At 59.5% G+C, this 24,557-nt stretch carries 22 protein-coding genes; 7 read left to right on the top strand and 15 right to left on the bottom strand.

Annotation, left to right across the window (positions count from 1 at the left end; translation table 11 throughout):
- Nucleotides 1–9: 9 nt before the first annotated feature.
- A complete protein-coding gene (gene mgtA / locus QLG03_RS23955) occupies nucleotides 10–2,718 on the bottom strand; it encodes a magnesium-translocating P-type ATPase (protein ID WP_255989729.1) in 2,709 nt (902 codons plus the stop codon).
- 379 nt (nucleotides 2,719–3,097) lie between these two features.
- On the opposite strand from mgtA, the gene treR reads away from it, so the two are divergent.
- The 5 genes from treR (at nucleotide 3,098) to nrdG (ending at nucleotide 10,685) form a co-directional block, all read left to right on the top strand.
- Complete coding sequence (gene treR, locus QLG03_RS23960) at nucleotides 3,098–4,045, top strand: trehalose operon repressor TreR (protein WP_004206520.1); 948 nt, start codon at nucleotides 3,098–3,100, stop codon at nucleotides 4,043–4,045.
- A gap of 130 nt (nucleotides 4,046–4,175) precedes the next feature.
- Nucleotides 4,176–5,594 carry a PTS trehalose transporter subunit IIBC gene (gene treB / locus QLG03_RS23965; protein ID WP_023291762.1) on the top strand — a complete coding sequence of 473 codons (1,419 nt, stop codon included), beginning with the start codon at nucleotides 4,176–4,178 and terminating at the stop codon, nucleotides 5,592–5,594.
- Between the two features lie 51 nt (nucleotides 5,595–5,645).
- Nucleotides 5,646–7,301 carry an alpha,alpha-phosphotrehalase gene (gene treC, locus QLG03_RS23970; RefSeq protein ID WP_044525203.1) on the top strand — a complete coding sequence of 552 codons (1,656 nt, stop codon included), beginning with the start codon at nucleotides 5,646–5,648 and terminating at the stop codon, nucleotides 7,299–7,301.
- A gap of 385 nt (nucleotides 7,302–7,686) precedes the next feature.
- Nucleotides 7,687–9,825, top strand: coding sequence for an anaerobic ribonucleoside-triphosphate reductase (nrdD, locus tag QLG03_RS23975; RefSeq protein WP_023291759.1), 2,139 nt, complete (start codon nucleotides 7,687–7,689; stop codon nucleotides 9,823–9,825).
- 395 nt (nucleotides 9,826–10,220) lie between these two features.
- On the top strand, nucleotides 10,221–10,685 hold the full coding sequence (nrdG, locus tag QLG03_RS23980) for an anaerobic ribonucleoside-triphosphate reductase-activating protein (protein ID WP_012969085.1): 465 nt from the start codon (nucleotides 10,221–10,223) through the stop codon (nucleotides 10,683–10,685).
- Between the two features lie 48 nt (nucleotides 10,686–10,733).
- Here the strand turns inward: nrdG and QLG03_RS23985 are convergent, their stop codons facing one another.
- From QLG03_RS23985 to pmbA, 14 genes are all read right to left on the bottom strand, one after another.
- Nucleotides 10,734–10,973: a type II toxin-antitoxin system RelE/ParE family toxin gene (locus QLG03_RS23985; protein ID WP_023291758.1), complete on the bottom strand. Its 240-nt coding sequence runs from the start codon at nucleotides 10,971–10,973 to the stop codon at nucleotides 10,734–10,736.
- Nucleotides 10,963–11,205: a type II toxin-antitoxin system RelB/DinJ family antitoxin gene (locus tag QLG03_RS23990; protein ID WP_023291757.1), complete on the bottom strand. Its 243-nt coding sequence runs from the start codon at nucleotides 11,203–11,205 to the stop codon at nucleotides 10,963–10,965. The genes QLG03_RS23985 and QLG03_RS23990 overlap by 11 nt, the downstream gene beginning before the upstream one ends.
- Before the next feature lie 77 nt (nucleotides 11,206–11,282).
- Nucleotides 11,283–13,193, bottom strand: coding sequence for a PRD domain-containing protein (locus tag QLG03_RS23995; protein WP_044525201.1), 1,911 nt, complete (start codon nucleotides 13,191–13,193; stop codon nucleotides 11,283–11,285).
- 22 nt (nucleotides 13,194–13,215) lie between these two features.
- On the bottom strand, nucleotides 13,216–14,367 hold the full coding sequence (locus QLG03_RS24000; RefSeq protein ID WP_182962315.1) for a lactonase family protein: 1,152 nt from the start codon (nucleotides 14,365–14,367) through the stop codon (nucleotides 13,216–13,218).
- 66 nt (nucleotides 14,368–14,433) lie between these two features.
- Nucleotides 14,434–15,174 (bottom strand): KDGP aldolase family protein, encoded by a 741-nt coding sequence (locus QLG03_RS24005; protein ID WP_101995764.1) that lies wholly within the window; start codon nucleotides 15,172–15,174, stop codon nucleotides 14,434–14,436.
- Nucleotides 15,171–16,289, bottom strand: a complete 1,119-nt coding sequence (locus QLG03_RS24010; RefSeq protein ID WP_282473674.1) for a DgaE family pyridoxal phosphate-dependent ammonia lyase — start codon at nucleotides 16,287–16,289, stop codon at nucleotides 15,171–15,173. The genes QLG03_RS24005 and QLG03_RS24010 overlap by 4 nt, the downstream gene beginning before the upstream one ends.
- On the bottom strand, nucleotides 16,273–17,406 hold the full coding sequence (locus QLG03_RS24015; protein WP_255989734.1) for an amidohydrolase/deacetylase family metallohydrolase: 1,134 nt from the start codon (nucleotides 17,404–17,406) through the stop codon (nucleotides 16,273–16,275). Before QLG03_RS24015 ends, QLG03_RS24010 begins: the two co-directional genes overlap by 17 nt.
- Nucleotides 17,407–17,518: 112 nt before the next feature.
- Nucleotides 17,519–18,163, bottom strand: coding sequence for a DUF4310 family protein (locus tag QLG03_RS24020; RefSeq protein WP_004206504.1), 645 nt, complete (start codon nucleotides 18,161–18,163; stop codon nucleotides 17,519–17,521).
- Nucleotides 18,164–18,176: 13 nt separating this feature from the next.
- Complete coding sequence (locus tag QLG03_RS24025) at nucleotides 18,177–18,953, bottom strand: DUF4311 domain-containing protein (protein WP_002886897.1); 777 nt, start codon at nucleotides 18,951–18,953, stop codon at nucleotides 18,177–18,179.
- Between the two features lie 21 nt (nucleotides 18,954–18,974).
- On the bottom strand, nucleotides 18,975–19,274 hold the full coding sequence (locus QLG03_RS24030; protein ID WP_004206503.1) for a DUF4312 family protein: 300 nt from the start codon (nucleotides 19,272–19,274) through the stop codon (nucleotides 18,975–18,977).
- Between the two features lie 2 nt (nucleotides 19,275–19,276).
- The gene (locus QLG03_RS24035) at nucleotides 19,277–19,639 is read right to left on the bottom strand and encodes an SFCGS family glycine-rich protein (RefSeq protein WP_032454653.1); all 363 of its coding nucleotides are present in this window, start codon (nucleotides 19,637–19,639) and stop codon (nucleotides 19,277–19,279) included.
- A gap of 10 nt (nucleotides 19,640–19,649) precedes the next feature.
- The gene (locus tag QLG03_RS24040) at nucleotides 19,650–19,988 is read right to left on the bottom strand and encodes a PRD domain-containing protein (protein ID WP_004206500.1); all 339 of its coding nucleotides are present in this window, start codon (nucleotides 19,986–19,988) and stop codon (nucleotides 19,650–19,652) included.
- Nucleotides 19,989–20,276: 288 nt separating this feature from the next.
- Complete coding sequence (gene cybC, locus QLG03_RS24045) at nucleotides 20,277–20,663, bottom strand: cytochrome b562 (protein WP_002886893.1); 387 nt, start codon at nucleotides 20,661–20,663, stop codon at nucleotides 20,277–20,279.
- A gap of 36 nt (nucleotides 20,664–20,699) precedes the next feature.
- Nucleotides 20,700–22,052, bottom strand: a complete 1,353-nt coding sequence (pmbA, locus tag QLG03_RS24050) for a metalloprotease PmbA (RefSeq protein WP_032429082.1) — start codon at nucleotides 22,050–22,052, stop codon at nucleotides 20,700–20,702.
- A gap of 95 nt (nucleotides 22,053–22,147) precedes the next feature.
- On the opposite strand from pmbA, the gene yjgA reads away from it, so the two are divergent.
- Both yjgA and QLG03_RS24060 read left to right on the top strand, forming a co-directional pair.
- Nucleotides 22,148–22,699 (top strand): ribosome biogenesis factor YjgA, encoded by a 552-nt coding sequence (gene yjgA, locus QLG03_RS24055; protein ID WP_004206498.1) that lies wholly within the window; start codon nucleotides 22,148–22,150, stop codon nucleotides 22,697–22,699.
- Between the two features lie 641 nt (nucleotides 22,700–23,340).
- Nucleotides 23,341–24,549 (top strand): aldose 1-epimerase family protein, encoded by a 1,209-nt coding sequence (locus QLG03_RS24060; protein ID WP_110237815.1) that lies wholly within the window; start codon nucleotides 23,341–23,343, stop codon nucleotides 24,547–24,549.
- The last annotated feature ends 8 nt before the right edge of the window (nucleotides 24,550–24,557 follow it).

The raw sequence follows: 24,557 nt of genomic DNA on the forward strand, positions 1-24,557 counted from the left end.
ACCTTCCCCTCACTGCCAGCCGTAGCGGCGGCTGTAGAAGCCTTTGACCGTTTGGGTCAGCACCATATAGCCCGCCAGGATCGCCACCAGCCATGGGAAGTAGCTCAGCGGCAGGGCCTGCAGCTGCAGATAGCCCGCCAGCGGCGAGAACGGCAGCGCGATCCCCACCGCCATCACCACCAGGGTCATGGCGAACAGCGGCCAGGCGGCGCGGCTCTGGACGAACGGAATGCGCCGGGTGCGGATCATGTGCACGATCAGCGTTTGCGACAGCAGCCCTTCAATAAACCAGCCGGACTGGAACAGGGTCTGCATCTCCACGGTATTGGCGTGGAACACCCACCACATCAGGCCGAAGGTGAGGATGTCGAAAATCGAGCTGATCGGGCCGAAGAAGACCATAAAGCGTCCGAGGTCGGCCGGGTTCCAGCGCTGCGGCTTGCGGATCTGTTCATCGTCGACATTATCGAACGGGATCGCCACCTGGGAGACATCGTACAGCAGGTTCTGAATCAACAGGTGCAGCGGCAGCATCGGCAGAAACGGCAGGAAGGCGCTGGCCACCAGCACGCTGAAGACATTGCCGAAGTTGGAGCTGGCGGTCATTTTGATGTACTTAAGCATGTTGGCGAAAGTGCGGCGGCCTTCGATCACCCCCTCCTCCAGCACCATCAGGCTTTTCTCCAGCAGAATGATATCCGCCGCCTCGCGGGCGATATCCACCGCGCCGTCGACCGAGATGCCGATGTCCGCCGCGCGCAGCGCCGGGGCGTCGTTGATGCCGTCGCCCATAAAGCCCACCACGTGGCCTTCGCGTTTCAGCAGCGTCACGATGCGCTCCTTATGCAGCGGCGCCAGGCGGGCGAAGAGCGTGGTGCGTTTCGCCAGCGCCGCCAGCTCGTCGTCGCTCATGGCTTCAATCTGGCTGCCAATCACCACTTCGCCGGCATCCAGCCCCACTTCATGGCACACCTTCGCCGCCACCAGCTCGCTGTCGCCGGTGAGGATCTTCACCGTGATGCCGCTGGCTTTTAACGCTTTCAGCGCCGGGGCGGTGGTCTCTTTCGGCGGATCGAGGAAGGCGATGTAGCCTTCAAGGATCAGGTCCGACTCATCGGCGCGCTGGTAGTCGCCTTCGCGGGCCGGCAGGTACCTGGTCGCCACCGCCACCACCCGCAGCCCTTGCCGGTTGAGGGTGTCAGTGACCCGGCGGATGCGGCGCAGCATGGTGTCGTCCAGCGGCACGATATCGCCGTTGTAGCGCACCTGGGTTGAGACGTTGAGGATCTCCTGCAGCGCCCCTTTGCAGATCAGCTGATGCGCGGCGTCCTCCTCTTTCACCACCACCGACATGCGGCGGCGTTCGAAATCGAAGGGGATCTCATCCACTTTCTGCCAGCGCGCCGCCAGCCCACGGGCGGCCTCCAGCTCAACGCCCTCCAGCACCGCGGTGTCGAGCAGATTTTTCAACCCGGTCTGGTAGTGGCTGTTCAGCCAGGCGGCATGCAGTACGCGCTCGCTGACCTTGCCGGAGACGTCGGTATGGTTCTCCAGCACAATCTTATCCTGAGTCAGGGTGCCGGTTTTATCGGTGCAGAGGATGTCCATCGCGCCAAAGTTCTGAATGGCGTCGAGGTGCTTCACGATGACCTTTTGCTTCGACAGCTTTACCGCCCCGCGCGCCAGCGTCGAGGTGACGATCATCGGCAGCATCTCCGGCGTCAGGCCGACCGCCACCGACAGCGCGAACAGCGCCGCCTCCCACCAGTCGCCTTTGGTGTAGCCATTGATCAGCAGCACCACCGGGGCCATCACCAGCATAAAGCGGATCAGCAGCATACTCACCCGGCTGATGCCTTTCTGGAAGGCGTTCGGCTCGCTCTCCTGCTCGCTGACGCGGCCGGCCAGTTGACCAAACCAAGTGTGGCCGCCGGTGGCGAAGACGATGGCCTGCGCCGAGCCGCTCACCACGTTGGTGCCCATAAAGCACAGGGTGTCGCACTCCAGCGGGTTCTGCTGCAGCGGATCGCGGCTGTGGGCCACTTTCTCCACCGGCAGCGATTCGCCGGTCAGCGAGGCCTGGGCGACGAACAGATCCCGCGCCTGCAGGATACGCAGGTCCGCCGGGATCATGTCCCCCGCCGACAGCCGGATGATGTCGCCCGGCACCAGCTGGTCGATAGGCAGCTCCAGCCAGCAGCTCTCCCCCTGCTCGTTGACCACCCGCAGCACGGTGGCGGTATTGCTCACCATCGCCTTCAGCGCATCCGCCGCTTTGGTCGAGCGCGCCTCCTGGATGAAGTTGAGCAGCGTCGAGATCCCCACCATCAGGGCGATCACCCCGGCGGCGAACAGATCTTCGGTGGAATAGGAGACGATGCCGAGCACCGTCAGCAGCAGATTGAACGGGTTGCGGTAGCAGGTCCACAGATGCACCCACCACGGCGAGGGCTTCTGCGCCGGGATCTGGTTGTCGCCGTGTTTAAGGATTTTCGCCGCCACTTCGCCTTCATTGAGCCCTTCAGGGTGGCTGTCAAAGGCGCGCCAGATCTCCTGGTCGTCCATCGCCGCCACGTCCAGGCACTGTTTGCCCAGCGACTCAGGAATGGGGCCGCTCGCCAGATGGCGGGCGTCCGGCAGCGGATCGCGCTGGACTAAACGGCGTGGCAGATGGCGGCTAAGCTGTGCGAACAGCTGCCGGGTATAATTTTTCAGCATAAACAGTCCCTCCGCGCTCGCGCAAGCGAACGCAGCGTTGCCGACGGGCGTAGCAAAACCTACCTGTCAGGCATGTTATTTTTATGGCAGGGACATCAAGGACGTCACTGCTTTACGCTTTCCGGTAAAGCAGTGTTAAACAGGCTTACCGGAAAGAAAGGTTGCTCCATCGAGGATGAGGAGTGGGATCGGGGTCCATAACTATCTCCGGTAAGTGAATTTAAACGGCGCGGATTATAGCGCCCTCGTTGAGGATTGTGTGGCAATAATGGCGATGATAAACCCGCGCAACTAAACCGAACGTAAACCAGACTTTGCTCATTGCGGTTTGGTTGAGTAGCATTAGGCTCACTTCTACCCACCCTGACGAGAATTCCGCATGCAGAACCGGCTGACCATCAAAGATATCGCGCGCTTAAGCGGCGTAGGGAAATCAACGGTATCCCGCGTCCTCAACAACGAGAGCGGGGTCAGCGAACGGACCCGCGAGCGCGTCGAAGCGGTGATGCAGCAGCACGGTTTCTCGCCCTCCCGCTCCGCCCGCGCCATGCGCGGCCAGAGCGATAAAGTGGTGGCGATTATCGTCACCCGTCTCGATTCGCTGTCGGAAAACCTCGCCGTGCAGACCATGCTGCCCGCCTTTTATGAGCAGGGTTACGACCCGATTATGATGGAGAGTCAGTTCTCCCCTGGGCTGGTGGAGGAGCATCTCGGCATGCTCGCCCGGCGTAATATTGACGGCGTGGTGCTGTTCGGTTTTACCGGCATCGACGAGGCGATGCTCGCTCCCTGGCGCGACACCCTGGTGCTGATGGCCCGCGACGCCCCCGGCTTCGCCTCGGTGTGCTATGACGACGAGGGGGCCATCACGCTGCTGATGCAGCGGCTCTACGAGCGCGGGCATCGCCACATCAGCTTCCTTGGCGTACCGCACAGCGACGTCACCACCGGCGAACGCCGCCATCTCGCCTACCTCGCCTTCTGTAAAAAGCATCGCCTGACGCCGACCGCCGCCCTGCCGGGGCTGGGCATGAAGCAGGGGTATGACACCGTCGCCAGCGTGCTGACGGCCGAGACCAGCGCCCTGGTGTGCGCCACCGATACCCTCGCCCTCGGCGCCAGCAAATATCTCCAGCAGCAGGGCCGCGATGCGCTGCAGCTCGCCAGCGTCGGCAGCACGCCGCTGATGAAGTTTCTCCACCCGGAAATATTGACCGTCGATCCTGGCTATGCCGAGTCCGGACGCCGGGCCGCCCGGCAGTTGATCGAGCAGATCGCCGGCAGCGTCGATCCCCGCCAGATCGTCATTCCCGCCGCCCTCAATTAATCTCGTTCGGGCGATTTATGTGATCGTCGCCGGGTTTCGGGAACGTTCCCATTTTGCAAATCAAGCGGAACGGTTAGGATGCCCTCAAGGTAAAAACGGCATCTCTCCCCTCTGTTTTTGAGGCTTCATCATGAGCAAAGTAAACCAGCAGGACATCGATAAACTGATCGAACTGGTGGGCGGGCGCGGCAATATCGCCACCGTCAGCCACTGTATTACCCGTTTGCGCTTTGTGCTGAACGACCCGGCCATCGCCAGACCAAAAGAGATTGAGCAGCTGCGCATGGTGAAGGGATGCTTCACTAACGCCGGTCAGTTCCAGGTGGTCATCGGCACCGAGGTGGGTGATTACTACAAGGCCCTGCTGGCGACCACCGGTCAGACTTCCGCCGATAAAGAGCAGGTCAAACAGGCCGCGCGGCAAAATATGAAGTGGCATGAACAGCTGATCTCGCACTTCGCCGAGATCTTCTTCCCGCTGCTGCCAGCGCTGATCAGCGGCGGTCTGATCCTCGGTTTCCGCAACGTCATCGGCGACTTACCCATGAGCAATGGCCAGACGCTGGCCCAGATGCACCCGTCGCTGAAAACCATCTATGACTTCCTGTGGCTGATTGGCGAGGCGATCTTCTTCTATCTGCCGGTGGGGATCTGCTGGTCAGCGGTGAAGAAGATGGGCGGTACGCCGATCCTTGGGATCGTCCTGGGCGTGACCCTGGTGTCTCCGCAGCTGATGAACGCCTATCTCCTCGGCCAGCAGGTGCCGGAGGTGTGGAACTTCGGCCTGTTTACCATTGCTAAAGTCGGCTACCAGGCGCAGGTCATCCCGGCCCTGCTGGCGGGCCTGACCTTAGGCTTTATCGAGACGCGCCTCAAGCGCATTGTGCCTGACTACCTCTATCTGGTCATTGTGCCGGTCTGCTCGCTGATCCTCGCGGTATTCCTCGCGCACGCCATTATCGGTCCGTTCGGCCGCCTGATCGGCGACGGCGTGGCCTTCGCAGTGCGCCATCTGTTAACCGGCAGCTTCGCGCCGATCGGCGCCGCGCTGTTTGGCTTCCTCTACGCGCCGCTGGTGATTACCGGCGTCCATCAGACCACCCTCGCCATCGATATGCAGATGATCCAGAGCATGGGCGGGACCCCGGTGTGGCCGCTGATTGCGCTGTCCAACATTGCCCAGGCGTCGGCGGTGGTCGGCATCATCATCGCCAGCCGCAAGCAGAATGAACGTGAAATCTCAGTACCGGCGGCGATCTCCGCCTATCTCGGGGTCACCGAGCCGGCAATGTACGGTATCAACCTGAAGTACCGCTTCCCGATGCTGTGCGCAATGATCGGCTCCGGCCTCGCCGGCCTGCTGTGCGGCCTGAACGGCGTGCTGGCGAACGGCATCGGCGTCGGCGGCCTGCCGGGGATCCTCTCCATCCAGCCGAGCTACTGGCAGGTGTACGCCATGGCGATGGCCATCGCGGTGGTGGTGCCGATTATCCTCACCACCGTGGTGTATCAGCGCAAGTACCGTCAGGGCACCTTGCAGATTGTCTAACTTCTTCTTTCGGGGCGCCTTTGGCGCCCCTCGTTGCAGCAGGAAAGTACTATGAATCATCTCCCCCACTGGTGGCAAAACGGCGTTATTTATCAAATCTATCCGAAGAGTTTTCAGGATACCACCGGCAGCGGCACCGGCGACCTGCGCGGCGTCACCTCCCGCCTCGACTATCTGCAAAAGCTTGGGGTCGACGCCATCTGGCTGACGCCGTTCTACGTTTCACCGCAGGTGGATAACGGCTACGACGTGGCAAACTACACCGCCATCGATCCCTCCTACGGCACGATGGCCGATTTTGACGCCCTGGTGGCGGAAGCGAAGGCCCGCGGGATCCGCATCGTGCTGGATATGGTGCTGAACCATACCTCGACCGAACACGAGTGGTTCCGTCAGTCGCTGAATAAGGAGAGCCCCTACCGTCAGTTCTATATCTGGCGCGACGGCGAACCGGACGCCCTGCCGAACAACTGGCGCTCCAAGTTTGGCGGCAACGCCTGGCAGTGGCATGCCGACAGCGGTCAGTATTATCTGCACCTGTTCGCCATTGAGCAGGCGGATCTCAACTGGGAGAACCCGGCGGTGCGCGCCGAGCTGAAAAAGGTCTGCGAATTCTGGGCCGACCGCGGCGTCGACGGCCTGCGCCTCGACGTGGTCAACCTGATCTCGAAGGATCAGGCCTTTCCCTGCGATGCGGACGGGGATGGCCGCCGCTTCTACACCGACGGCCCGCGGGTGCATGAGTTCCTGCAGGAGATGAGCCGCGATGTCTTCACGCCGCGTCATCTGATGACCGTCGGCGAGATGTCTTCCACCTCGCTGGAACACTGCCAGCAGTACGCCGCGCTGGACGGCCGCGAGCTGTCGATGACCTTTAACTTCCACCATTTAAAAGTCGATTATCCCGGTGGGGAGAAGTGGACCCTCGCCCGCCCGGACTATGTGGCGCTGAAGGCGCTGTTCCGCCACTGGCAGCAGGGGATGCACAACCGGGCGTGGAACGCGCTGTTCTGGTGTAATCACGATCAGCCGCGCATCGTCTCGCGCTTTGGCGACGAAGGCGAGTACCGGGTGCCGGCGGCGAAGATGCTGGCGATGGTGCTGCACGGCATGCAGGGCACGCCCTATATTTATCAGGGCGAAGAGATCGGCATGACCAATCCGCACTTCAACAGCATCAGCGATTATCGCGACGTCGAGAGCCACAATATGTTTATCGAACGTGCGGCGCAGGGGCAAAGTCCGGACGAACTGCTGGCGATCCTTGCCAGCAAGTCGCGCGACAACAGCCGCACGCCGATGCCGTGGCATGGTGGCGAGAACGGTGGCTTTAGCGATGGCGAACCGTGGATCGGCCTTGGCGATAACTACCGGGAGATCAACGTCGAGGCGGCGCTGGCGGACCCTGATTCGGTGTTTTATGCCTATCAGCAGCTGATTACGCTGCGTAAAACCCTGCCGCTGCTGACCTGGGGCGATTATCAGGATCTCCTTCCTGACCATCCGTCGCTGTGGTGCTATCGCCGTCAGTGGCAGGGACAAACGCTGGTGGTCGCCGCCAACCTGAGCCGCGACCTGCAGGCCTGGCAGCCTGAGGACGCCCCGGGCGAGTGGAAGATGATCATCAGCAACTATGCCGAGACCACGCCCCGCCCAACCGGGCTGACGCTGCGGCCGTTCGAAGCGGTATGGTGGCTGCAGGCGTAAGGTGTCCCCTGCCCTCCCGAAATGAGAAGGTCATGCCTGGCGCCGGTGGCGAACGCCAGGCATTTTTGCTTATTTTCCAGCCAGATAAATTTACATTTATCGCCAGCGCCCATCATCCGTACTCTCACCTTTTTACCTTGTTCTGGGTCAATAAAATCGCAAACATCTTTGATGCAAATCACTACATATAGAACTTAAAATGCGTCCCGGCCCTACATGTTGTATTAATCGTCTATTATGTCACCATATCTTGTCGATGTCTGGCGGTGATGAGATGTGGATAAAACGGGCCGGATCTGAAGGCAAACAGCACGAGCCGTAGCGTACAGCGCCTTCGGGATAACCTCCGCCTCTGTGGATAACCTGTTCTATATATGGAGTGATCATGACACCGCATGTGATGAAACGTGATGGCTGTAAAGTGCCGTTCAAGTCAGAGCGCATTCAGGAAGCAATTCTGCGTGCAGCTAAAGCAGCGGGAGTCGATGACGCAGACTATTGCGCCACCGTCGCAGAAGTCGTTAGCCAACAAATGCAGGGCCGCGCCCAGGTCGACATCAACGAGATCCAGACCGCGGTGGAAAACCAGCTGATGTCCGGCCCCTATAAGCAGCTGGCGCGCGCCTACATTGAGTATCGCCATGACCGCGATAGCCAGCGTGAGAAGCGCGGCCGCCTCAATCAGGAGATCCGCGGCCTCGTCGAGCAGACCAACTCCGCGCTGCTCAACGAAAACGCCAACAAGGACAGTAAAGTCATCCCGACCCAGCGCGACCTGCTGGCCGGTATCGTCGCCAAGCACTACGCCCGGCAGCACCTGCTGCCTCACGATGTGGTGATGGCCCACGAACGCGGCATGATCCACTATCATGACCTCGATTACTCGCCCTTCTTCCCGATGTTTAACTGCATGCTGATCGACCTGAAAGGCATGCTGACCCAGGGCTTTAAGATGGGCAACGCGGAGATCGAGCCGCCGAAATCTATCTCTACCGCCACGGCGGTGACCGCGCAGATCATCGCCCAGGTCGCCAGCCATATTTACGGCGGCACCACCATCAACCGTATCGATGAAGTGCTGGCGCCGTTCGTCAGCGAAAGCTTTAAAAAGCATCGTAAAATCGCCGAAGAGTGGCAGATCCCGGATGCCGAAGGCTATGCCCGCGCCCGTACCGAAAAAGAGTGCTACGACGCCTTCCAGTCGCTGGAGTATGAGGTTAACACGCTGCATACCGCCAACGGCCAGACGCCGTTCGTCACCTTCGGGTTCGGTCTCGGCACCAGTTGGGAATCGCGGCTGATCCAGCAGTCGATTCTGCGCAACCGCATTGCCGGCCTCGGTAAAAACCGTAAGACCGCGGTGTTCCCGAAACTGGTGTTCGCGATCCGTGACGGCCTGAACCATAAGTTCGGCGACCCGAACTACGACATCAAACAGCTGGCGCTGGAGTGCGCCAGCAAGCGCATGTACCCGGATATCCTCAACTACGACCAGGTGGTGAAGGTTACCGGGTCGTTTAAAACGCCGATGGGCTGCCGCAGCTTCCTCGGGGTGTGGGAAAACGAGAACGGCGAGCAGGTGCACGATGGGCGCAATAACCTCGGCGTCATCAGCCTCAACCTGCCGCGCATCGCCTTGGAAGCGAAAGGCGACGAAGCCGCCTTCTGGGCGCTGCTGGACGAGCGCCTGCAGCTGGCGCGCAAAGCGCTGATGACCCGCATTGCCCGCCTGGAAGGGGTAAAAGCGCGCGTGGCGCCGATCCTCTATATGGAAGGGGCCTGCGGCGTGCGGCTGAAAGCCGACGACGACGTCTCCGAGATCTTTAAAAACGGCCGGGCGTCGATTTCGCTGGGCTATATCGGTATCCATGAAACTATCAATGCGCTGTACGGCAACCAGCATATGTACGACAGCGAGGCGCTGCGCGAGAAGGGTGTGGCCATCGTCCAGCGCCTGCGCGACGCCGTCGATTTGTGGAAAGAAGAGACCGGCTACGGCTTTAGCCTGTACAGCACGCCGAGCGAAAACCTGTGCGACCGCTTCTGCCGTCTCGACACCGCCGAGTTTGGCGTGGTGGAGGGCGTGACCGACAAAGGTTACTACACCAACAGCTTCCACCTCGACGTGGAGAAGAAGGTCAACCCGTACGACAAGATCGATTTTGAAGCGCCGTATCCGCCGCTGGCTAACGGGGGCTTCATTTGCTACGGCGAATACCCAAACATCCAGCACAACCTGAAGGCGCTGGAAGACGTATGGGATTACAGCTATCAGCATGTGCCGTACTACGGCACTAACACGCCGATCGATGAGTGCTACGAGTGCGGTTTCACCGGCGAGTTCGAGTGCACCAGCAAGGGCTTTACCTGCCCGAAATGCGGTAACCACGACGCCTCCCGCGTTTCCGTTACCCGCCGGGTGTGCGGCTACCTCGGCAGTCCGGACGCGCGTCCGTTCAACGCCGGCAAGCAGGAAGAAGTGAAGCGCCGCGTGAAGCACCTGGGCAACGGGCAGATCGGTTAATTCCAGCTGGTTTAGCCCCTCCCCCTCTCCCCAACGGGGAGAGGGAACCGGCCCCGTAGCCGTTTGGCCACTAAGGCGCCGTTCCCGGATCGCGGCGCAAAGCGCCTTATCCGGGCTACAACCGCGTATGCGGCTTTTCGTAGCCCGGGCGAGCGCAGCGACGCCGGGAGCCGTTCCCTTTACAAATGCACAGCACCTCCGTTTTCGCAAAGCCATTAGCGTCAGAGCAAGGCGGCAAACGAGGGAATCCCAAACAGCCAGGTGGGTTTCCTCAAATCAGTTGGCGTTGTAGCAAGGCGGCAAACGAGTAAGTCCCGGGGAGCTTACTGGAGTAAGTGACCCGGGCGAGCGAGCGCAGCCAACGCCGCTACATCGGCAAATGAGAAGAGGAAACAATGAATTACCATCAGTACTACCCGGTAGATATTGTCAACGGCCCCGGCACCCGCTGCACCCTGTTTGTCTCCGGCTGCGTCCATGAGTGCCCCGGCTGCTACAACAAAAGCACCTGGCGGGTGAACTCCGGCATGCCGTTTACCGCCGAGATGGCCGACCGCATCATTGCCGATCTCAACGATACCCGCATCAAACGCCAGGGGATTTCACTCTCCGGCGGCGATCCGCTGCATCCGCAGAACGTCGCGGAGATCCTCAAACTGGTTCAGCGCGTGCGTGCCGAATGCCCCGGCAAAGATATCTGGGTCTGGACCGGCTATAAACTGGATGAGCTGAATGAGGCGCAGATGCAGGTGGTGAACCTGATCAACGTGCTGGTCGACGGTAAGTTTGTGCAGGATTTAAAAGACCCGGCGCTGATCTGGCGCGGCAGCAGCAACCAGGTGGTACATCATTTGCGATAGCGTTTAGAGCCGTTTATTCGCCTGATGATAAACGGCCGCTTTCTCTCTTTAGCCAATGGCAATAACGTAAACCACCACCACACTATCCCGTACTTGATACACCAACCGATAACCTGACGCCTTAAGCTTGATTTTGTAGCAATCCGGTAAATCACTCAGACTGGCCGATGCAATTCGCGGATTCTGCACAACCTGCTGGAGCTTATTTTTGAACTGTTTTTTGATCGTCTCGCCAAGCTTCTGCCATTCGCGCCAGGCACGCGGATCAAACGCCAGTTCATAGGTCATCCAGACTCACCTTCACCTCCGGCTGCGGGTTTTCCAGCCGCTCGCGGACGGTGCGTAATAATGCCGCTTCGCTATCGCTGATAGTCATACTTTTCACTGGCATGCGGCCATTTTCCGCAATGTATTGAAACAGCAGGCGCACCGCCTCCGTTGGCGTCATATCGAGTTTCTCCAGCACGGCATAAGCCTCTTTTTTGAGTTTATCGTCCAGTCGAACGTTGAGCGTGGCCATTATGCCTCCAGAAAGGGATATTTTGTAATGCATTATAGCATTACATTTGCATTACACTCGAATCTGGAAAACGCCTCTCAAAACCGGCTGACGCACTCCATCGCCACCGTTTTAAACTCATCGAAGCTGCGGGTCGCGGCGAGGCGGCTCATGGCGCGCTCGCGAAGGAAAGTCACGAAAATATCGTAGATCGCCATCGCCTCTTCATACTCGCGCTTGCTGATGGCGAGCAGGAAGATGATATGGGCGGTTTCGTCACCCCAGACGATGCCCTGCGGGGCAATGACGGTATAGACCACCGTCTTTTTCGCCAGTAGCCCCAGGGAGTGCGGCAGCGCAATGCCATCGCCGAGCATGGTGCTGACAATCGCTTCACGCTCCACCACCGAAGCATGAAACTCGGCGTCAACAAAGCCTTCCTCCAGCAGCTGCTGGCACAGCTCGGCGAACAGCGTTTGCTGATCCATCGGCGTATCGACCACCCGGAAGTGGGCGGCATCGAAGTACTTATTCAGCATCCATGGACGGGTACGGTCCACCAGCACCAGCTTGCCGATCTGATCCAGTTGATAGTCAGTGGGGAACGGCGCGATGGTCACTACCGGCTTGTCTTTTTCGCTGATCCGCACCGTGGAGATAACAAAATCCGCCTCGATCGCGTCCCGCTGTTCGTATTCGCGCTGGGAAATGGTGGCGGCGATCTCCAGCTGCGGATATTTGCGCTGCAGGATCGCCTCGATCATCCGCACCATCGCATTGCTGGTATCGCACACCAGCAGCACCTGCGGCTGACGCTGGTAGCCGATGTTGTAGTGGCGCTCCAGCCCGACGCCGATATGCAGCACCAGAAAGCCGATTTCGTTTTCGCTGATGGTGTACGGAGTATATTTGCCCCAGCTGGAGACCGCGGCGAGGGTCATATCCCAGGCCATCGGGTAGTGCTGTTTGATGTTATCCAGCAGCGGATTGGGGATCATGATCTGGTAGCGTACGCGGGTGATCATGGTCTTTATGTGGGTCAGCAGATCGGCGTGCAGCTGGGCATCGTCCAGCAGGTTGTAGTTATACTGGCTGTTGATGTAGCGCAGGATGTAGTTGACCAGCGCTTCATCATCGTCGGCGCTGATGGTTTCCGGGTCCACGTCCTGTACCTGACGGGCGGCGATATGCACGCACAGCCACTCTTCTTCCGCGGGCGATAAAGGTTTACCGGCCAGCCGCTGCAGTTCGCCCGCCAGATCGCGCGCGGCATCGCGGACGTTCTGCGCCACATCTTCAGCACTAAAATCCGCCAGCGGGTAGCCTTCGCTGACGCGACGCACCACCACTGCCCCGTACAGGCAGATAAAGCGCTCGCCGACGTCGGTGAGACGAATATGGTGGCGCGTGAGCGTCTCCTGCAGCACCGGCTCCAGCAGCGCAGGCACCTCCTCTGCAAAGGCCTCGGCGCCGATCGGCGGCGCGATACCGCCCTGCTGGGTTAGCTCCCACAGCAGGTCGGTGAGGCAGGCGCGAACCGATACCTCGCTACCGAACAGCTTCATGCCGTGGCGCGGGCGGGTTTCAAGGGTTAGCTGATAGCGCTGGAAGCGCTCGCGCACCTCGACCATATCGTTTTGCAGCGTGGCGCGGCTGACGAACCACTCATCCGCCAGGTCTTCCAGCTTGATCGAGAACGCCGACGTCAGAAAACGCACCAGCAGGAAAGTGATGCGATCCTGGGCGGTACGCGGGACATGCTGCGCCTTCGGCGCCGTCTCCTCCAGCGCCTGGAAGCTCGCCGGGTTATCAATTTTCAGCTGATAACCGCTGCCGCGGTTAAGGATAAACTGCGCGCCATACTGCGCCAGTAGCGCATTCAGGGCGGTAATATCGGCGCGCACGGTACGAGTGGAAACCGACAGGCGTTGCGCCAGCTCATCCTGCGGCAGCGTTTCATTCCGCAGCAGGGTGAAGAGTTGCGCTAGGCGTTGGTTGGGAAATCGCATGTCAGTTCCTTGTGGTTACGGCTCAGGGTTGGGCGGAAATCACCATCTGCGATGGACTGCCGACCGGCGTGTAGTCTGAGACAAAGGTCAATTTGCCATCCTTCGGCGCCACGCTGAAGCGGGTAATATTATCGCTACGCTGGTTCATGACGTACAGCCACTGCCCCTGATTATCCAGGGTCAGCGTGCGGGGGTAATCTCCGCGCGTCCAGATATCCTCCTGGTGGCGCAGGCGGCCGTCGGCCTGCACCGTAAAGTGGGCGATGCTGTTATGCAGACGATTGGCGACGTACAGCTGTTTGCCGTCGTTGCTCAGCGCCAGGCCGGCGGCAAAGCTGGTGCCCTTATACTCTTTCGGCAGCGCGGAGACAGTTTTGCCTTCGCGCAGCAGGCCGCTTTGCTGATCCAGATGATAGAAGGTCAGCGTCGACGCTTCCTCGTTAATCAGCCACAGACCGTCGCCCTTTGGCGTGAAGACGAAGTGGCGCGGGCCGGCTCCCGGCGACGAGGCGGCGATAAACGGCGGATCGTTCGGCGTCAGCTTGCCGCTGGCGCTATCCAGCCGATACTGATAGATCCGATCCAGCCCCAGATCGGTGGAGTAAACAAATTTTCCGCTGGGATCGGCGGCGATCATATGGGCGTGCGGGCCATTGTGATCGCTGATGGCGAAGCTGCCCTCGACGGCCGCCGCCGGGCGTTCGGCCCCTGCCGGGCCTTCATCCTGATGCCTGTCCACCGCCTCGCCCAGGCTACCGTCTTCTTTCACCGGTAGCACGGCGATGCTGCCGCTGACGTAGTTGGCCACCAGCAGCTGTTTACCGTTCGGCGTCAGGGAGAGATAAACCGGACCGGCGCCGCCGGAGGCGACCTGATTGAGTGCGGTCAGCTCGCCGTTCTTCTCAATGCGCCACGCCTGCACCACGCCTTTCTCCACTTCGCTGGCGGCATACAGCGTCTTGCCATCGCGCGAGACGGTCAGCTGCGCGGCGTTCGGCAACGAGCTCACCAGCGTCCTGTCACGTAGCGCGCCGGTTTGGCTATCAACGGTAAAGCGGTACAGACCTTCGCCATTGGGATTATAGGTGCCTACCCAGGCATAGTGAGTTTGCGCGGCGGCGGCGGCGACAAACAGGGACAGTGAAGCGACAAGCAGATGACGAGCGACAGGCATAGCAACTCCTTGATGGTTCAGTGGGATAAGCTGCCCCTCACCCTTTGAGGGCGAGGGGCAAGGGCACTACTTCACTAACTGTTTGGTCATCTCCAGCAGCTGGCGAACATCGGCCGGGCGGGTGTTGCCGCTGGCCTTATCGATAATCGAGCTGTAGATATGCGGGATGATTTTGCTCACCCCGGCATCGAGGGCGATCTTGAGGATCTCGCTGTAGTTTTCCAGATCGATACCGCCGGTCGGCTCCAGCCAGAAATCGTGCGCGGCGCAGGCTTTGGCCACCGCCTCGAACTCGTCGCGGTGCTTCAGGCCGCCCATCGGGAAGTATTTGATGGAGCTGCCGCCCATATCTTTTAACAGCGCGATGGCGGTTTCCAGCGGCACAATCCCATCCGCCGCGCTGCTGCTCAGCGGGCCGGTGGAGATCTTCACCATACCCGGGGTGCCGGTGGGCGAGACCAGGCCGTTGACCACCGTTTCGTTCTGCCCGAGCAGCGCGCGGCTGGTGGCCACGCCGGTGAAGACCTGATTGACGTGCTGCGGCTGCACCTGGCGCGAAATCTCGCTTACCATCGCCGACTGATTCGGATCCCCTGCGCCCAGCCCGACGGAGAGGGCGTTATCAATCAGCTTCGCGTAGTCGCGCATATCGGCCACCGCGCTGGCGACGTCCGGGTAGTTTTTGGAGAGCACGCCGACCAGGACATGACCTTCCGCCGCGTCGTAGATTTCCCGGGCGTTGTCTTTGCTACCCGCCAGGACGTTCAGGCACACGCGGTCACGGTAAAAGTTTGGGGTCAGTTTCATGCTTGTTTCTCCTTGTTCAGAACTTCCGCGATACGGCGGGCGACTACCTCCAGCTGCTGGGCGTCAACGCTGCGGACATCGGCTTCGATAATGCCTTCATTCGCTTTATAGCCGCGGAAGTAGATGGCGTATTCGCCCTGCTTCAGCGCGTTAACCAGATCGCCGGTCTTCACGCCGGTCACCGCTTCGTCGAATTTGATTTCGGCGCGGGCGATATCGCGGCCGGCGCTGTCCCATACCACGCAGGCAGTGACGCCGTTGAGGGTATTGAGCTGTTCGATAAACGGCGTCATCTTCGCCACCATCTCTTCACCGCTCTCTTTGCTTGCCGTCAGGTAGTGTTCAATGGCGCAGGTCAGGCCGAGGATCCCCTCTTTACCCACTTTCATCGCCCGGCCAATCCCCATCGACTGGCGTTTAACCCACTCGACATACTGCGTTTTGCCGATCACCAGCCCGCTGGTCGGCCCTTCAATCGCTTTCGCGCCGCTGTAGATCACCAGGTCGGCGCCCATGCGGTAGTAGCCCTGCAGATCTTCCTCCGCCGCCGCGTCGACGATCAGCGGTAAATGATGCTGACGCGCCACTTCCGCGGCCTGCGCCACGTTGAGCATGCTTTTCTGCACGCAGTGGTGGGATTTGATGTAGAGGATCGCCGCGGTGCGCGGGGTGATCGCCGCCGCCAGCTGTTCGGCAGAGCATTCGTTGGCGTAGCCCGCTTCCACCAGCCTGCCGCCGCCCAGCGCCACCATGGTGCCGACCGGCGCGCCGAAGTTGACGTTGTGGCCCTTAGGCAGGACGATTTCGTTATGCTCTATCGGCGTGACGTGCAGGTTCTCAAGCAGCCAGTCGCTGTCCTTTACCAGCACCGCCGCCACCGACTGGGCAATCCCTGCCGAGGCGCAGGAGACCACGGTCGCCCCTTCCACGTCCAGCAGCCTGGCGATGTACTCGCCGGTTTTATTCACCAGATCTTTCATTTCAAAGTACTGGTTCATGCCGGCCATCGCGGCTTCCACCACTTCCGGACGCGGCGTGGAAACGCCCAGCGCCGTCATCCGGCCAGAAGTGTTAATAACTTGTTTTAAATGGTATTTTTCAAAAATCGAAGGCATATTCCGCGCTCCCTTGTTCGGTCAGATAGCCTTTGCCCGCGCGGATCGCGGCCAGCGGCACCAAAATGTTGTCTGCCTGGAGGCTCTCTTTTTCGGCATCCACCAGCAGCGTTGGCTGGCGCTCCAGGCGAAATAGCGTGAGATCGGCGTCGAAACCCACTTCCAGCCGCCCTTTACGCGACAGGCGCAGCCCCTCGGCAGCGCTGACGGTCACGCAGGCAATCACCTGCGGCAGGGTCATGCCGATGGCGAGAAATTTCGACATCACCAGCGCCAGCGAACGCACCGGGCCGTCGATGCGGTTACGGCAGTAAATATCCGAGCTGATGGTGTGCGGCAGAATGCCCAGCGCAATCGCCCGGCGCGCCACTTCAAAGCTGAAGCTGGCGGTACCGTGGCCGACGTCGAGGCGCACGCCGCGCTGCAGGGCGCGAGTAATCGAACTGCGCAGTTCGCCGGCAGGATTCAGAATGCGGTTCGGTTTGCCGTTATAGCAGTGGGTAATGATGTCGCCGCGGCTCAGCAGATCGGCGATTTCATCGAGGTTCGGCGGATTGTTGCCAATGTGCACCATCAGCGGCAGATCGCCGTTTTCCTGCTGAATCGCCTTGGCGCGCGCCAGCGGCGTAATGCCGTTTTCCCCCACCACGCTGCTGCTCATCCGCGCCTTCAGACCAACGATAAAATCGGGATGACGCTGCACCGCCTGCTTCACCGCCTCGGCGTCAATATTGGTCATATTGGCCAGTTCATTCTGGGCAATCAGCCCGACGCGGGAGATATTGAGCAGGGCATAGACTTCCGTCGCCGCTTTACGGGTCAGTTGATAGAACTCATCGATATCGTCGGCGCCGGTGCTGCCGGCATCAATCACGGTGGTGACGCCGGTGGCGATACCGACGCTGTCCGGCTCATCGTGATAAATTGGCGAATTCGGGTAGCAGTGAACGTGGGAGTCAATCCAGCCGGCGCTGACGTAGCTGTTGCCCTGCAGATCGAGGGTTTTGCGGGAGGGCGCGCTAATCTCGCCCAGCGCCGCGATTTTCCCGTCCTGAATGGCGATATCAGTCAGGGTATCGTCGACGAGGCGCGCGCGGCGCAGGAGTAAATCAAACATAGCTATCTCCTGATGAAAGAGTGTATCTGTTGCCGGATGGCGGCGTACCGCCTTATCCGGCCTACCAATCGCGCTGACGTGTAGGCCCGATAAGCGCCGCGCCATCGGGCGATTAGCTAATCGCCACCGGGAAAATGGAGCCGAGGATCATCGCGCCGAGGATAGCGCCGCCGGTGATCGGTTTCTGCCAGATGTAGAACAGCAGGGCGCCAACCAGCGAGCCGATCCCGATAGGAATCGAGGCGGTCATTGCGCTGAGGATGATCAAGGGGCCGAGGAAGCGACCGGAGGCATTCCCGGCCCCCATCATCACGTCGGCGCCGTAGGTGGAGTCGCTCTGGTTGATGGTGAACTTACGCGCCAGAATGATGATGTAGCCCACCGCCAGGCCGAGGATCAGGCCGGTTGCCAGCGAGGCGGCGAAGTTCGCCACCGGGAAGACAAAGCCCGCGCCGAGCAGCAGAGCCGGGACGCCAAGACCGATCCCGGTCTGAATAGCGCCGCCGATATCGAGGATCCCCACCAGCGACCCTTCGATGATGCGGGCGAACAGGAAGCTGGCGCCAAACGCGGCCACCGCGCCGTAAACGCCGGTATCAATCCCCGACTTCAGCATCGCCACGAAGGCGACTTCGTTAAAGGCGCCGATGCCGTACAGGTAGTACATGTGGGTCCCGGCGAAGACGCCGGAGGAGAGCAGGCCAACGAAGATCGGGAACGACCAGTCGGCATACCAAAAACCTTTATTCTGTTCCATTATCAGGCTCCCGTTACTTGCCGCTGAGTGAGTTGTGGATCATGTCCAGCCAGTTCGGCACGGTCAGATGGAAGGATTCGATCATCTTCATGTCGAAGCCGCGGAAGAAGCCGCTGAGGACGAACAGGGCGACAATGGCCACCATCATCACTTTGGTGACCCGGTTCCAGCCGCTCTCTTCAACGCCTTTGCCGATCAGGATGCCCAGCACCAGCCCCGGTACGGCGTTGCCCATAATCAGCTGCGCCGCGCCGCCGAAGATGGTCGCCCAGAAGCCTGATTTTTTACCGGCGTCGATCGCCGCCAGCCAGAAGATCACCGGCATCACGGTGTTCACCAGCAGGTTTGCCGCCGGGACCAGTACCTTAACCGCGGTCACCTGCAGCGCTTCCGGTACGGACGAGGCGGTGAGGTTAAGGAAGGCGACGACGATCATGCCGATGATGCCGCAGGAGATGGCCATTTTTTTCGGATCGTGCAGCGTTTCGCCGACGTTACGATTTTTCAGCATCAGCGCCGCCGCGCCCCAGTTGGGGATAATGCGGTGGTCAACATCCTGGGTGAAGGAGCCTGCTGCAACGGAAGAGGCCCAGGCGTTAAAGAAGAAACCGAGGCCAAAGGAGAAGTGGGAAGCCGGATCGCCCTCACAGGAGTTCAGCTCGCCCAGGGTTCGAAACGCCCCCATCCCCTGGGTGGTAGGGGCATGAAACATGCGTGCCGCTCCGGCGCCCACGCCGACGCCGACCAGGCCGCCGATGATAAGCGATTTTATTAATATTATCAGGAACATAGTCAGACCCTTTGCTAACAATCAGGTTTGCGTGACGAAATCCACTTTATCGAGATCGATGGCGGTCACGTTGACGGTGACGTCCAGCTCCACGCTGTAGGTCCGTCGTTCACGGCGCAAAAAGAAAAACAGGAAGGCCTCTTTTCGTACCGCTTCGCGCGCATGAACAACCGTCACGTCCTGTGGCTCAATACGCAGCAGAATGTGCGATGACGTTTTCATCACCGCAGCCTGCACATGGTTCAGGGCATCGGCGAAGGCCCGTGATTTGCTTTCGCCTTTGCCGGCAACCCTCACCGTGGTGGTGAATTGCTCTTTCATACTTATGCGCCGTATTTCTTTTTCCAGGCCTCTACCAGCCGCTCGCCCAGCTCTTCTTTATCCATAAAGCCGAAGCCCAGCACGTTGCAGCCTTCGTTGATGGCGGTGACGCCCTCTTCCACGGAACGCATGCCGTATTTCGCTTTGTAGCCGTGTTTGGTCTGGGCGGTGATGGCGCCGGCGCCGCCGCTGCCGCAGAAGGAGATGCCGAAGGTGGCGTTTTCCGCTTTCATCATGTCGCCAAGCTTCATGTCGGCAGCAACGCCAGGGACGACCACTGCACGTGCGCCGGCTTTCTCTGCGCCTGCGGCGACTTTTTGGCCTTTACCCAGACGGTCGCCAATAACTACGGTGATTTGTTCCATGTTTTGCTCCTTACAGGTTTTCTTTTGCGACTTCGAAATGGACGGAGAGCAGCCAGGCCTCTTCATCAGGCAGGTTGCCGAACTGCGCGACCACTTCGCGGGCCAACGTCATTGAATCTGGTGAAATCTCTTCGAACAGGCTGGCATCCACTTCCGGCAGCGGTTCCCCGCTGATTGACCGGTGGGCCATCGCCCGCACGTGGGAGGTCAGCATTTGCTCCTGAACGTCGTTAGGGACGATGCCGTGACGGCTTAACAGGGCAAAAACCTGCTGCAGCATCTTGTCAGCCAGGCGTTCGGTCTGCGCTGCCTGCTCCCCTACGTCGTGTATTACCGCTCCGTTATTCACTTCTGATACCCCGCTGATGTCTCTGGGAATCAAAGTAGCGCCGGGGGATGGGAGTTTGTAGCGAGTTGTTTTCCACTTCGAAGTGGAAAGGGAGACGGCAGGCGTGATCGACCCCACACATTCACTGGAAAAATGAAAAAACAGCAATTATGGCGTGAGACGTATCACAACAATGCGCGTGAATGCGCAGCCCGCGGCTGCGGAAAGGCCGGAAAAAGAGATCGAAAAGTGTGATATCGGTAGGCTTTCAGGCGGGAGACATCGGCTGATGCCTCCCGAAAACGGCAGTTAGCGGTACTTCTTATGGTAGGTGTTGCGGGTGGTTTTAAACTCCTCCGCGGCGGCCTGCGCCTCTTTCACCTTGCCTTCATTCGCCAGCTTCAGCGCGCCGTCGATCTGGCCGATCAGAATATCCAGACCGTGACGGTAATCTTTCATCTCAGCGCTGTCGGCCGCTTTGCCTTCCAGCTTCGGCGGCGTCTCTTTCTGGGCATCAACCGCGGCGGTACGCATCTTATTCAGCGCCGCTTTCAGCTCGCCGGCGTCGGAGGTTTTCTGTACCACTTGCAGATTTTCTGCCAGAGTGTCCATGTCTTCGCCCAGGTCGGCGAAGGCCGAGGCTGAACCGAGCGCAAAAGCAGAGACAGCCAGCATCGCTAACAGTTTTTTACGCATTGCTCACTTCCTTTTTATTATTTAAGCAAACAGGTGTTATTGCCCGGCGATTTTCATCTCCGGCAGCAGCACAGAACCGCACTGAATGTTGCTGCGCGTTTCAATATCATCGCCGATGGTCACGATATTACGCCACATTTCTTTCAGATTTCCTGCAATGGTGATCTCACTGACAGGATATTGAATTTCGCCATTTTCTACCCAGAAGCCGGATGCGCCGCGTGAGTAGTCGCCAGTGACGCCACTGACACCCTGCCCCATCAGTTCGGTAACCACAAGACCGGTGCCCATCTCTTTAAGCATCTTTGCAAAACTCAGGCCGCGGCCGTTGATGCGCCAGTTATGGATGCCGCCGGCGTGGCCGGTGCTTTTCATCCCCAGCTTGCGGGCGGAGTAGTTGGTCAGCAGCCACTGGGTCAGCACGCCGTCTTTGACGATATCGCGACGCTCGGTGCGCACGCCTTCGCTGTCGAACGGCGTGGAGGCCAGTCCTTTACGCAGGTGCGGATGCTCTTCAATGGTCAGCCACTCCGGCAAAATTTGTTTGCCCAGCGAATCGAGCAGGAAGGTGGATTTGCGGTATACCGAACCACCGGCAATCGCTCCGACCAGGTGGCCAAACAGCCCGGTCGCCACTTCATTGGCGAAAATCACCGGCGCCTTCATGGTCGACAGCTTACGCGGCGCGAGGCGCGACAGGGTGCGGCGGGCGCACTCTTCCCCGACCCATTCCGGGGACTGCAGATCCTCAATCGCCCGGCCAATGGTATAGGCGTAGTCGCGTTCCATGTCGCCGTCATCTTCCGCGATCACGCAGCTGGAAAGGGAGTGGCGAGTCGAACAGTAGCTCTGCAGCATGCCATGGCTGTTGCCGAACACTTTGATGCCGTAGTGGCTGTTAAAGCTGCCGCCTTCGGTGTTGGTGATGCGTTTATCGGCCTTCAGCGCCGCTTGCTCTGCGCGGGCGGCCAGTTCGATGGCCTCATCCGGGGAGACCTCCGCCGGGTGGAACAGGTCCAGATCCGGGGCGTCAAAGGCCAGCAGCTCTTTATCCGCCACGCCGGCGAAGGGATCCGGGGAGGTGTAGCGGGCGATATCCAGCGCCGCCTGCACGGTGCGGGCGATGGCGTCCGGGCTGAGATCGGTGGAAGAGGCGCTGCCCTTGCGGTTCTGATGGTAAACCGTGATGCCTAACGCCCCATCGCTATTGAATTCTACATTCTCCACTTCGCCATAGCGGGTGCTGACGCCGATGCCCGTCGTCTTGCTGACGGAGACTTCCGCGCCATCGGATTTACCTGCCGCCAGTTCCAGCGCCGTGGTCACGGCCTCTTCCAGCGTCTTACGTTGCTGGGCAACTTGAGAGATCACTTTCATTGCTAATGCCATAATGTAAGAAGGAGTTAACTGAAGTCTAACAGAGAACCGTTTTTCAGTGCGCGCCTTAACTGGTAACATTAGCCTCTTTTTTTAAGGAGCCTGAGATGACAAAGCAGCCCGAAGACTGGCTCGACGACGTTCCCGGTGATGATATCGAGGATGAAGACGATGAAATTATCTGGGTCAGTAAGAGTGAAATTAAGCGCGACGCGGAAGAACTGAAGCGTCTTGGCGCGGAACTCGTTGACCTGGGGAAAAACGCGCTGGATAAAATTCCGCTGGATACTGACCTGCGCGACGCCATCGAACTCGCCCAGCGAATCAAAAAAGAGGGTCGCCGCCGCCAGCTGCAGCTTATCGGTAAGATGCTGCGCAATCGCGATGTCGATCCGATTCGTCAGGCGCTGGATAAGTTGAAAAACCGCCACAACCAGCAGGTTGCGCTGTTCCACAAGCTGGAGCAGATCCGTGACCGACTGATTGACGACGGGGATGACGCCGTAGCTGAAGTGCTGAACCTGTGGCCAGATGCTGACCGTCAGCAGCTGCGTTCCCTGATCCGCAATGCGAAGAAAGAGAAAGAAGGCAACAAACCGCCGAAATCCGCGCGCCTGATCTTCCAGTATCTGCGCGAACTGGCGGAAAACGAAGGCTAATTCCCGCCGCTTTTGCCGCACAAGTCACCCGGATGGCGGCGCGCTGCGCCTTATCCGGGCTACTCCGCTTTGTCTGGTGGGTGGCTATGCCTTATCCGGCCTACGGAAGGCTGCTGAACCTGAGTTATCAAACAGTTGCTCGACTCCGCAGGCCCGCGCAAGCGCCGCCGGGCAGGCTGTATCCGGCGCGTTCCCGTCCTTGTGCCGGATGGCGGCTACGCCTTATCCGGCCTACGGAAGGCTGCTGAACCTGAGTTATCAAACAGTTGCTCAACTCTGTAGGCCCGCGCAAGCGCAGCGCCGCCGGGCAGGCTGTATCCGGCCTACCTTCCCCTTCTTCAACGCAAGCATTGCGCCAGCAGGGGGTTCCCCGCTGCCTCCCCTGAACCCCAAGTCCACACAACGAGACTGTCGTTTATTGCCTTCTCTTAAGCTGAATCGTTAAAGCTAAAAGCAATGCAGATCACATATTGTGGTGATAATTAAGCATGTTTTATCACAATAATACGACGCCTATCGCATTTAACATCTTAAAAACGGCCACTTTCTCACCAGGTGAGGCGCTTCACATTTTAATCACCCCCATGCCGGTAGATTTCACACGTCAATGACACAATCGATTCAGCAAAAAGGGAATGAAAATGAAAAAGACACTGGTTCTGACGGCTATCGCTCTGCTGGTTTCTGGCTCCGCCGCGGCAAAAACATGGGTGCTGACGAATGCTGAAGAGGGCATGGATAAAGGAAACTGGCAGATCGGCAGCGATCAGCTGAAGGTGAAAGACCATGCGTTCAGCATTGAGCAGAAAGTCCTGCACGGCGGCAAGCAGGAAGGCAGCAAAATCCTCACCATTCGCAGTAAAGACGGCCTGACCATCACCCTCAGCCCGACGCGCGGCATGAACTTGCTGCGAGTGGAAGGCTTCGGCAGCCGGATGGGTTGGGATTCGCCGGTCAAAGAGGTTGTTAACCCGGCGTTTATCAACCTGGAGAGTCGCAACGGGCTCGGCTGGCTGGAAGGGTTCAACGAAATGATGGTCCGCTGCGGCTACGAGTGGACCGGCCATCCGGTGACTGCGGACGGGCAAATTTATACCCTGCACGGCAAGGCAGGCAACACGCCGGCCTCTCTGGTGGAGGTAGAGGTGGCCGACAGCGCGCCGTATGAAATTCGCGTCCGCGGGCTGGTGAAAGAGAGCACCTTCAAAAAAGCCGATCTGCAAACCATGACCGAGCTGCGCTATATCCCGGGTAGCAACAGCTTCAGCCTGCACGATGTCTTAACCAATCACGCCGACTATCCGCATGATTACCAGATCATCTACCACAGCAACTTCGGCACCCCGATTCTGGAAGAAGGCGCGCGTTTCCTCGCCCCGATGTCCAGCATCAGCCCGTTCAATGATTACGCTAAGAGCGGATTAAAAACCTGGCAAACCTATCAGGGGCCGACCAAAGACTTTGACGAGATGGTGTTTAATATTCAGCCGCTGGCCGATGAAAATCACCAGACGCTGGCCGCCGTGATCAACAAAGCGGGCGATAAAGGAGCCTCCATTCAGTTCGACACCCGCCAGCTGCCGGTCCTGACACTGTGGAAAAACACCGACACCGTCAAACAGGGCTATGTCACCGGTATCGAGCCGGGGACCAGCTACGCCTATCCGGTGACCATTGAACGCGAGCAAAAACGCGTAAAACAGCTGCAGCCGGGCGCCAGCGCGCAGTTTGATCTGACCTACACCCTGCTGCATGACAGTGCCCAGGTGGCCGCCGTCGAGCAGAAAATCGCGCAGATTCAGGGCGACAATAAAGTGGCGGAGAACGACACGCCGATCGCCAAAGAGTAAAAATACCC

The sequence above is a fragment of the Klebsiella sp. V115_8 genome (assembly GCF_029967715.1).
GTDB lineage: Bacteria > Pseudomonadota > Gammaproteobacteria > Enterobacterales > Enterobacteriaceae > Klebsiella > Klebsiella quasipneumoniae.

Coding starts and splice junctions, on each gene's coding strand:
- QLG03_RS24035 (WP_032454653.1), bottom strand. CDS start 19,639: ATGGAACAAATCACCGTAGTTATTGGCGACCGTCTGGGTAAAGGCCAA.
- treC (WP_044525203.1), top strand. CDS start 5,646: ATGAATCATCTCCCCCACTGGTGGCAAAACGGCGTTATTTATCAAATC.
- QLG03_RS24060 (WP_110237815.1), top strand. CDS start 23,341: ATGAAAAAGACACTGGTTCTGACGGCTATCGCTCTGCTGGTTTCTGGC.
- pmbA (WP_032429082.1), bottom strand. CDS start 22,052: ATGGCATTAGCAATGAAAGTGATCTCTCAAGTTGCCCAGCAACGTAAG.
- QLG03_RS24000 (WP_182962315.1), bottom strand. CDS start 14,367: ATGCCTGTCGCTCGTCATCTGCTTGTCGCTTCACTGTCCCTGTTTGTC.
- QLG03_RS24025 (WP_002886897.1), bottom strand. CDS start 18,953: ATGTTCCTGATAATATTAATAAAATCGCTTATCATCGGCGGCCTGGTC.
- QLG03_RS24015 (WP_255989734.1), bottom strand. CDS start 17,406: ATGTTTGATTTACTCCTGCGCCGCGCGCGCCTCGTCGACGATACCCTG.
- QLG03_RS23985 (WP_023291758.1), bottom strand. CDS start 10,973: ATGACCTATGAACTGGCGTTTGATCCGCGTGCCTGGCGCGAATGGCAG.
- mgtA (WP_255989729.1), bottom strand. CDS start 2,718: ATGCTGAAAAATTATACCCGGCAGCTGTTCGCACAGCTTAGCCGCCAT.
- QLG03_RS24030 (WP_004206503.1), bottom strand. CDS start 19,274: ATGAAAGAGCAATTCACCACCACGGTGAGGGTTGCCGGCAAAGGCGAA.
- yjgA (WP_004206498.1), top strand. CDS start 22,148: ATGACAAAGCAGCCCGAAGACTGGCTCGACGACGTTCCCGGTGATGAT.
- nrdG (WP_012969085.1), top strand. CDS start 10,221: ATGAATTACCATCAGTACTACCCGGTAGATATTGTCAACGGCCCCGGC.
- treR (WP_004206520.1), top strand. CDS start 3,098: ATGCAGAACCGGCTGACCATCAAAGATATCGCGCGCTTAAGCGGCGTA.
- QLG03_RS23995 (WP_044525201.1), bottom strand. CDS start 13,193: ATGCGATTTCCCAACCAACGCCTAGCGCAACTCTTCACCCTGCTGCGG.
- QLG03_RS24005 (WP_101995764.1), bottom strand. CDS start 15,174: ATGAAACTGACCCCAAACTTTTACCGTGACCGCGTGTGCCTGAACGTC.
- QLG03_RS24020 (WP_004206504.1), bottom strand. CDS start 18,163: ATGGAACAGAATAAAGGTTTTTGGTATGCCGACTGGTCGTTCCCGATC.
- QLG03_RS23990 (WP_023291757.1), bottom strand. CDS start 11,205: ATGGCCACGCTCAACGTTCGACTGGACGATAAACTCAAAAAAGAGGCT.
- cybC (WP_002886893.1), bottom strand. CDS start 20,663: ATGCGTAAAAAACTGTTAGCGATGCTGGCTGTCTCTGCTTTTGCGCTC.
- nrdD (WP_023291759.1), top strand. CDS start 7,687: ATGACACCGCATGTGATGAAACGTGATGGCTGTAAAGTGCCGTTCAAG.
- QLG03_RS24010 (WP_282473674.1), bottom strand. CDS start 16,289: ATGCCTTCGATTTTTGAAAAATACCATTTAAAACAAGTTATTAACACT.
- treB (WP_023291762.1), top strand. CDS start 4,176: ATGAGCAAAGTAAACCAGCAGGACATCGATAAACTGATCGAACTGGTG.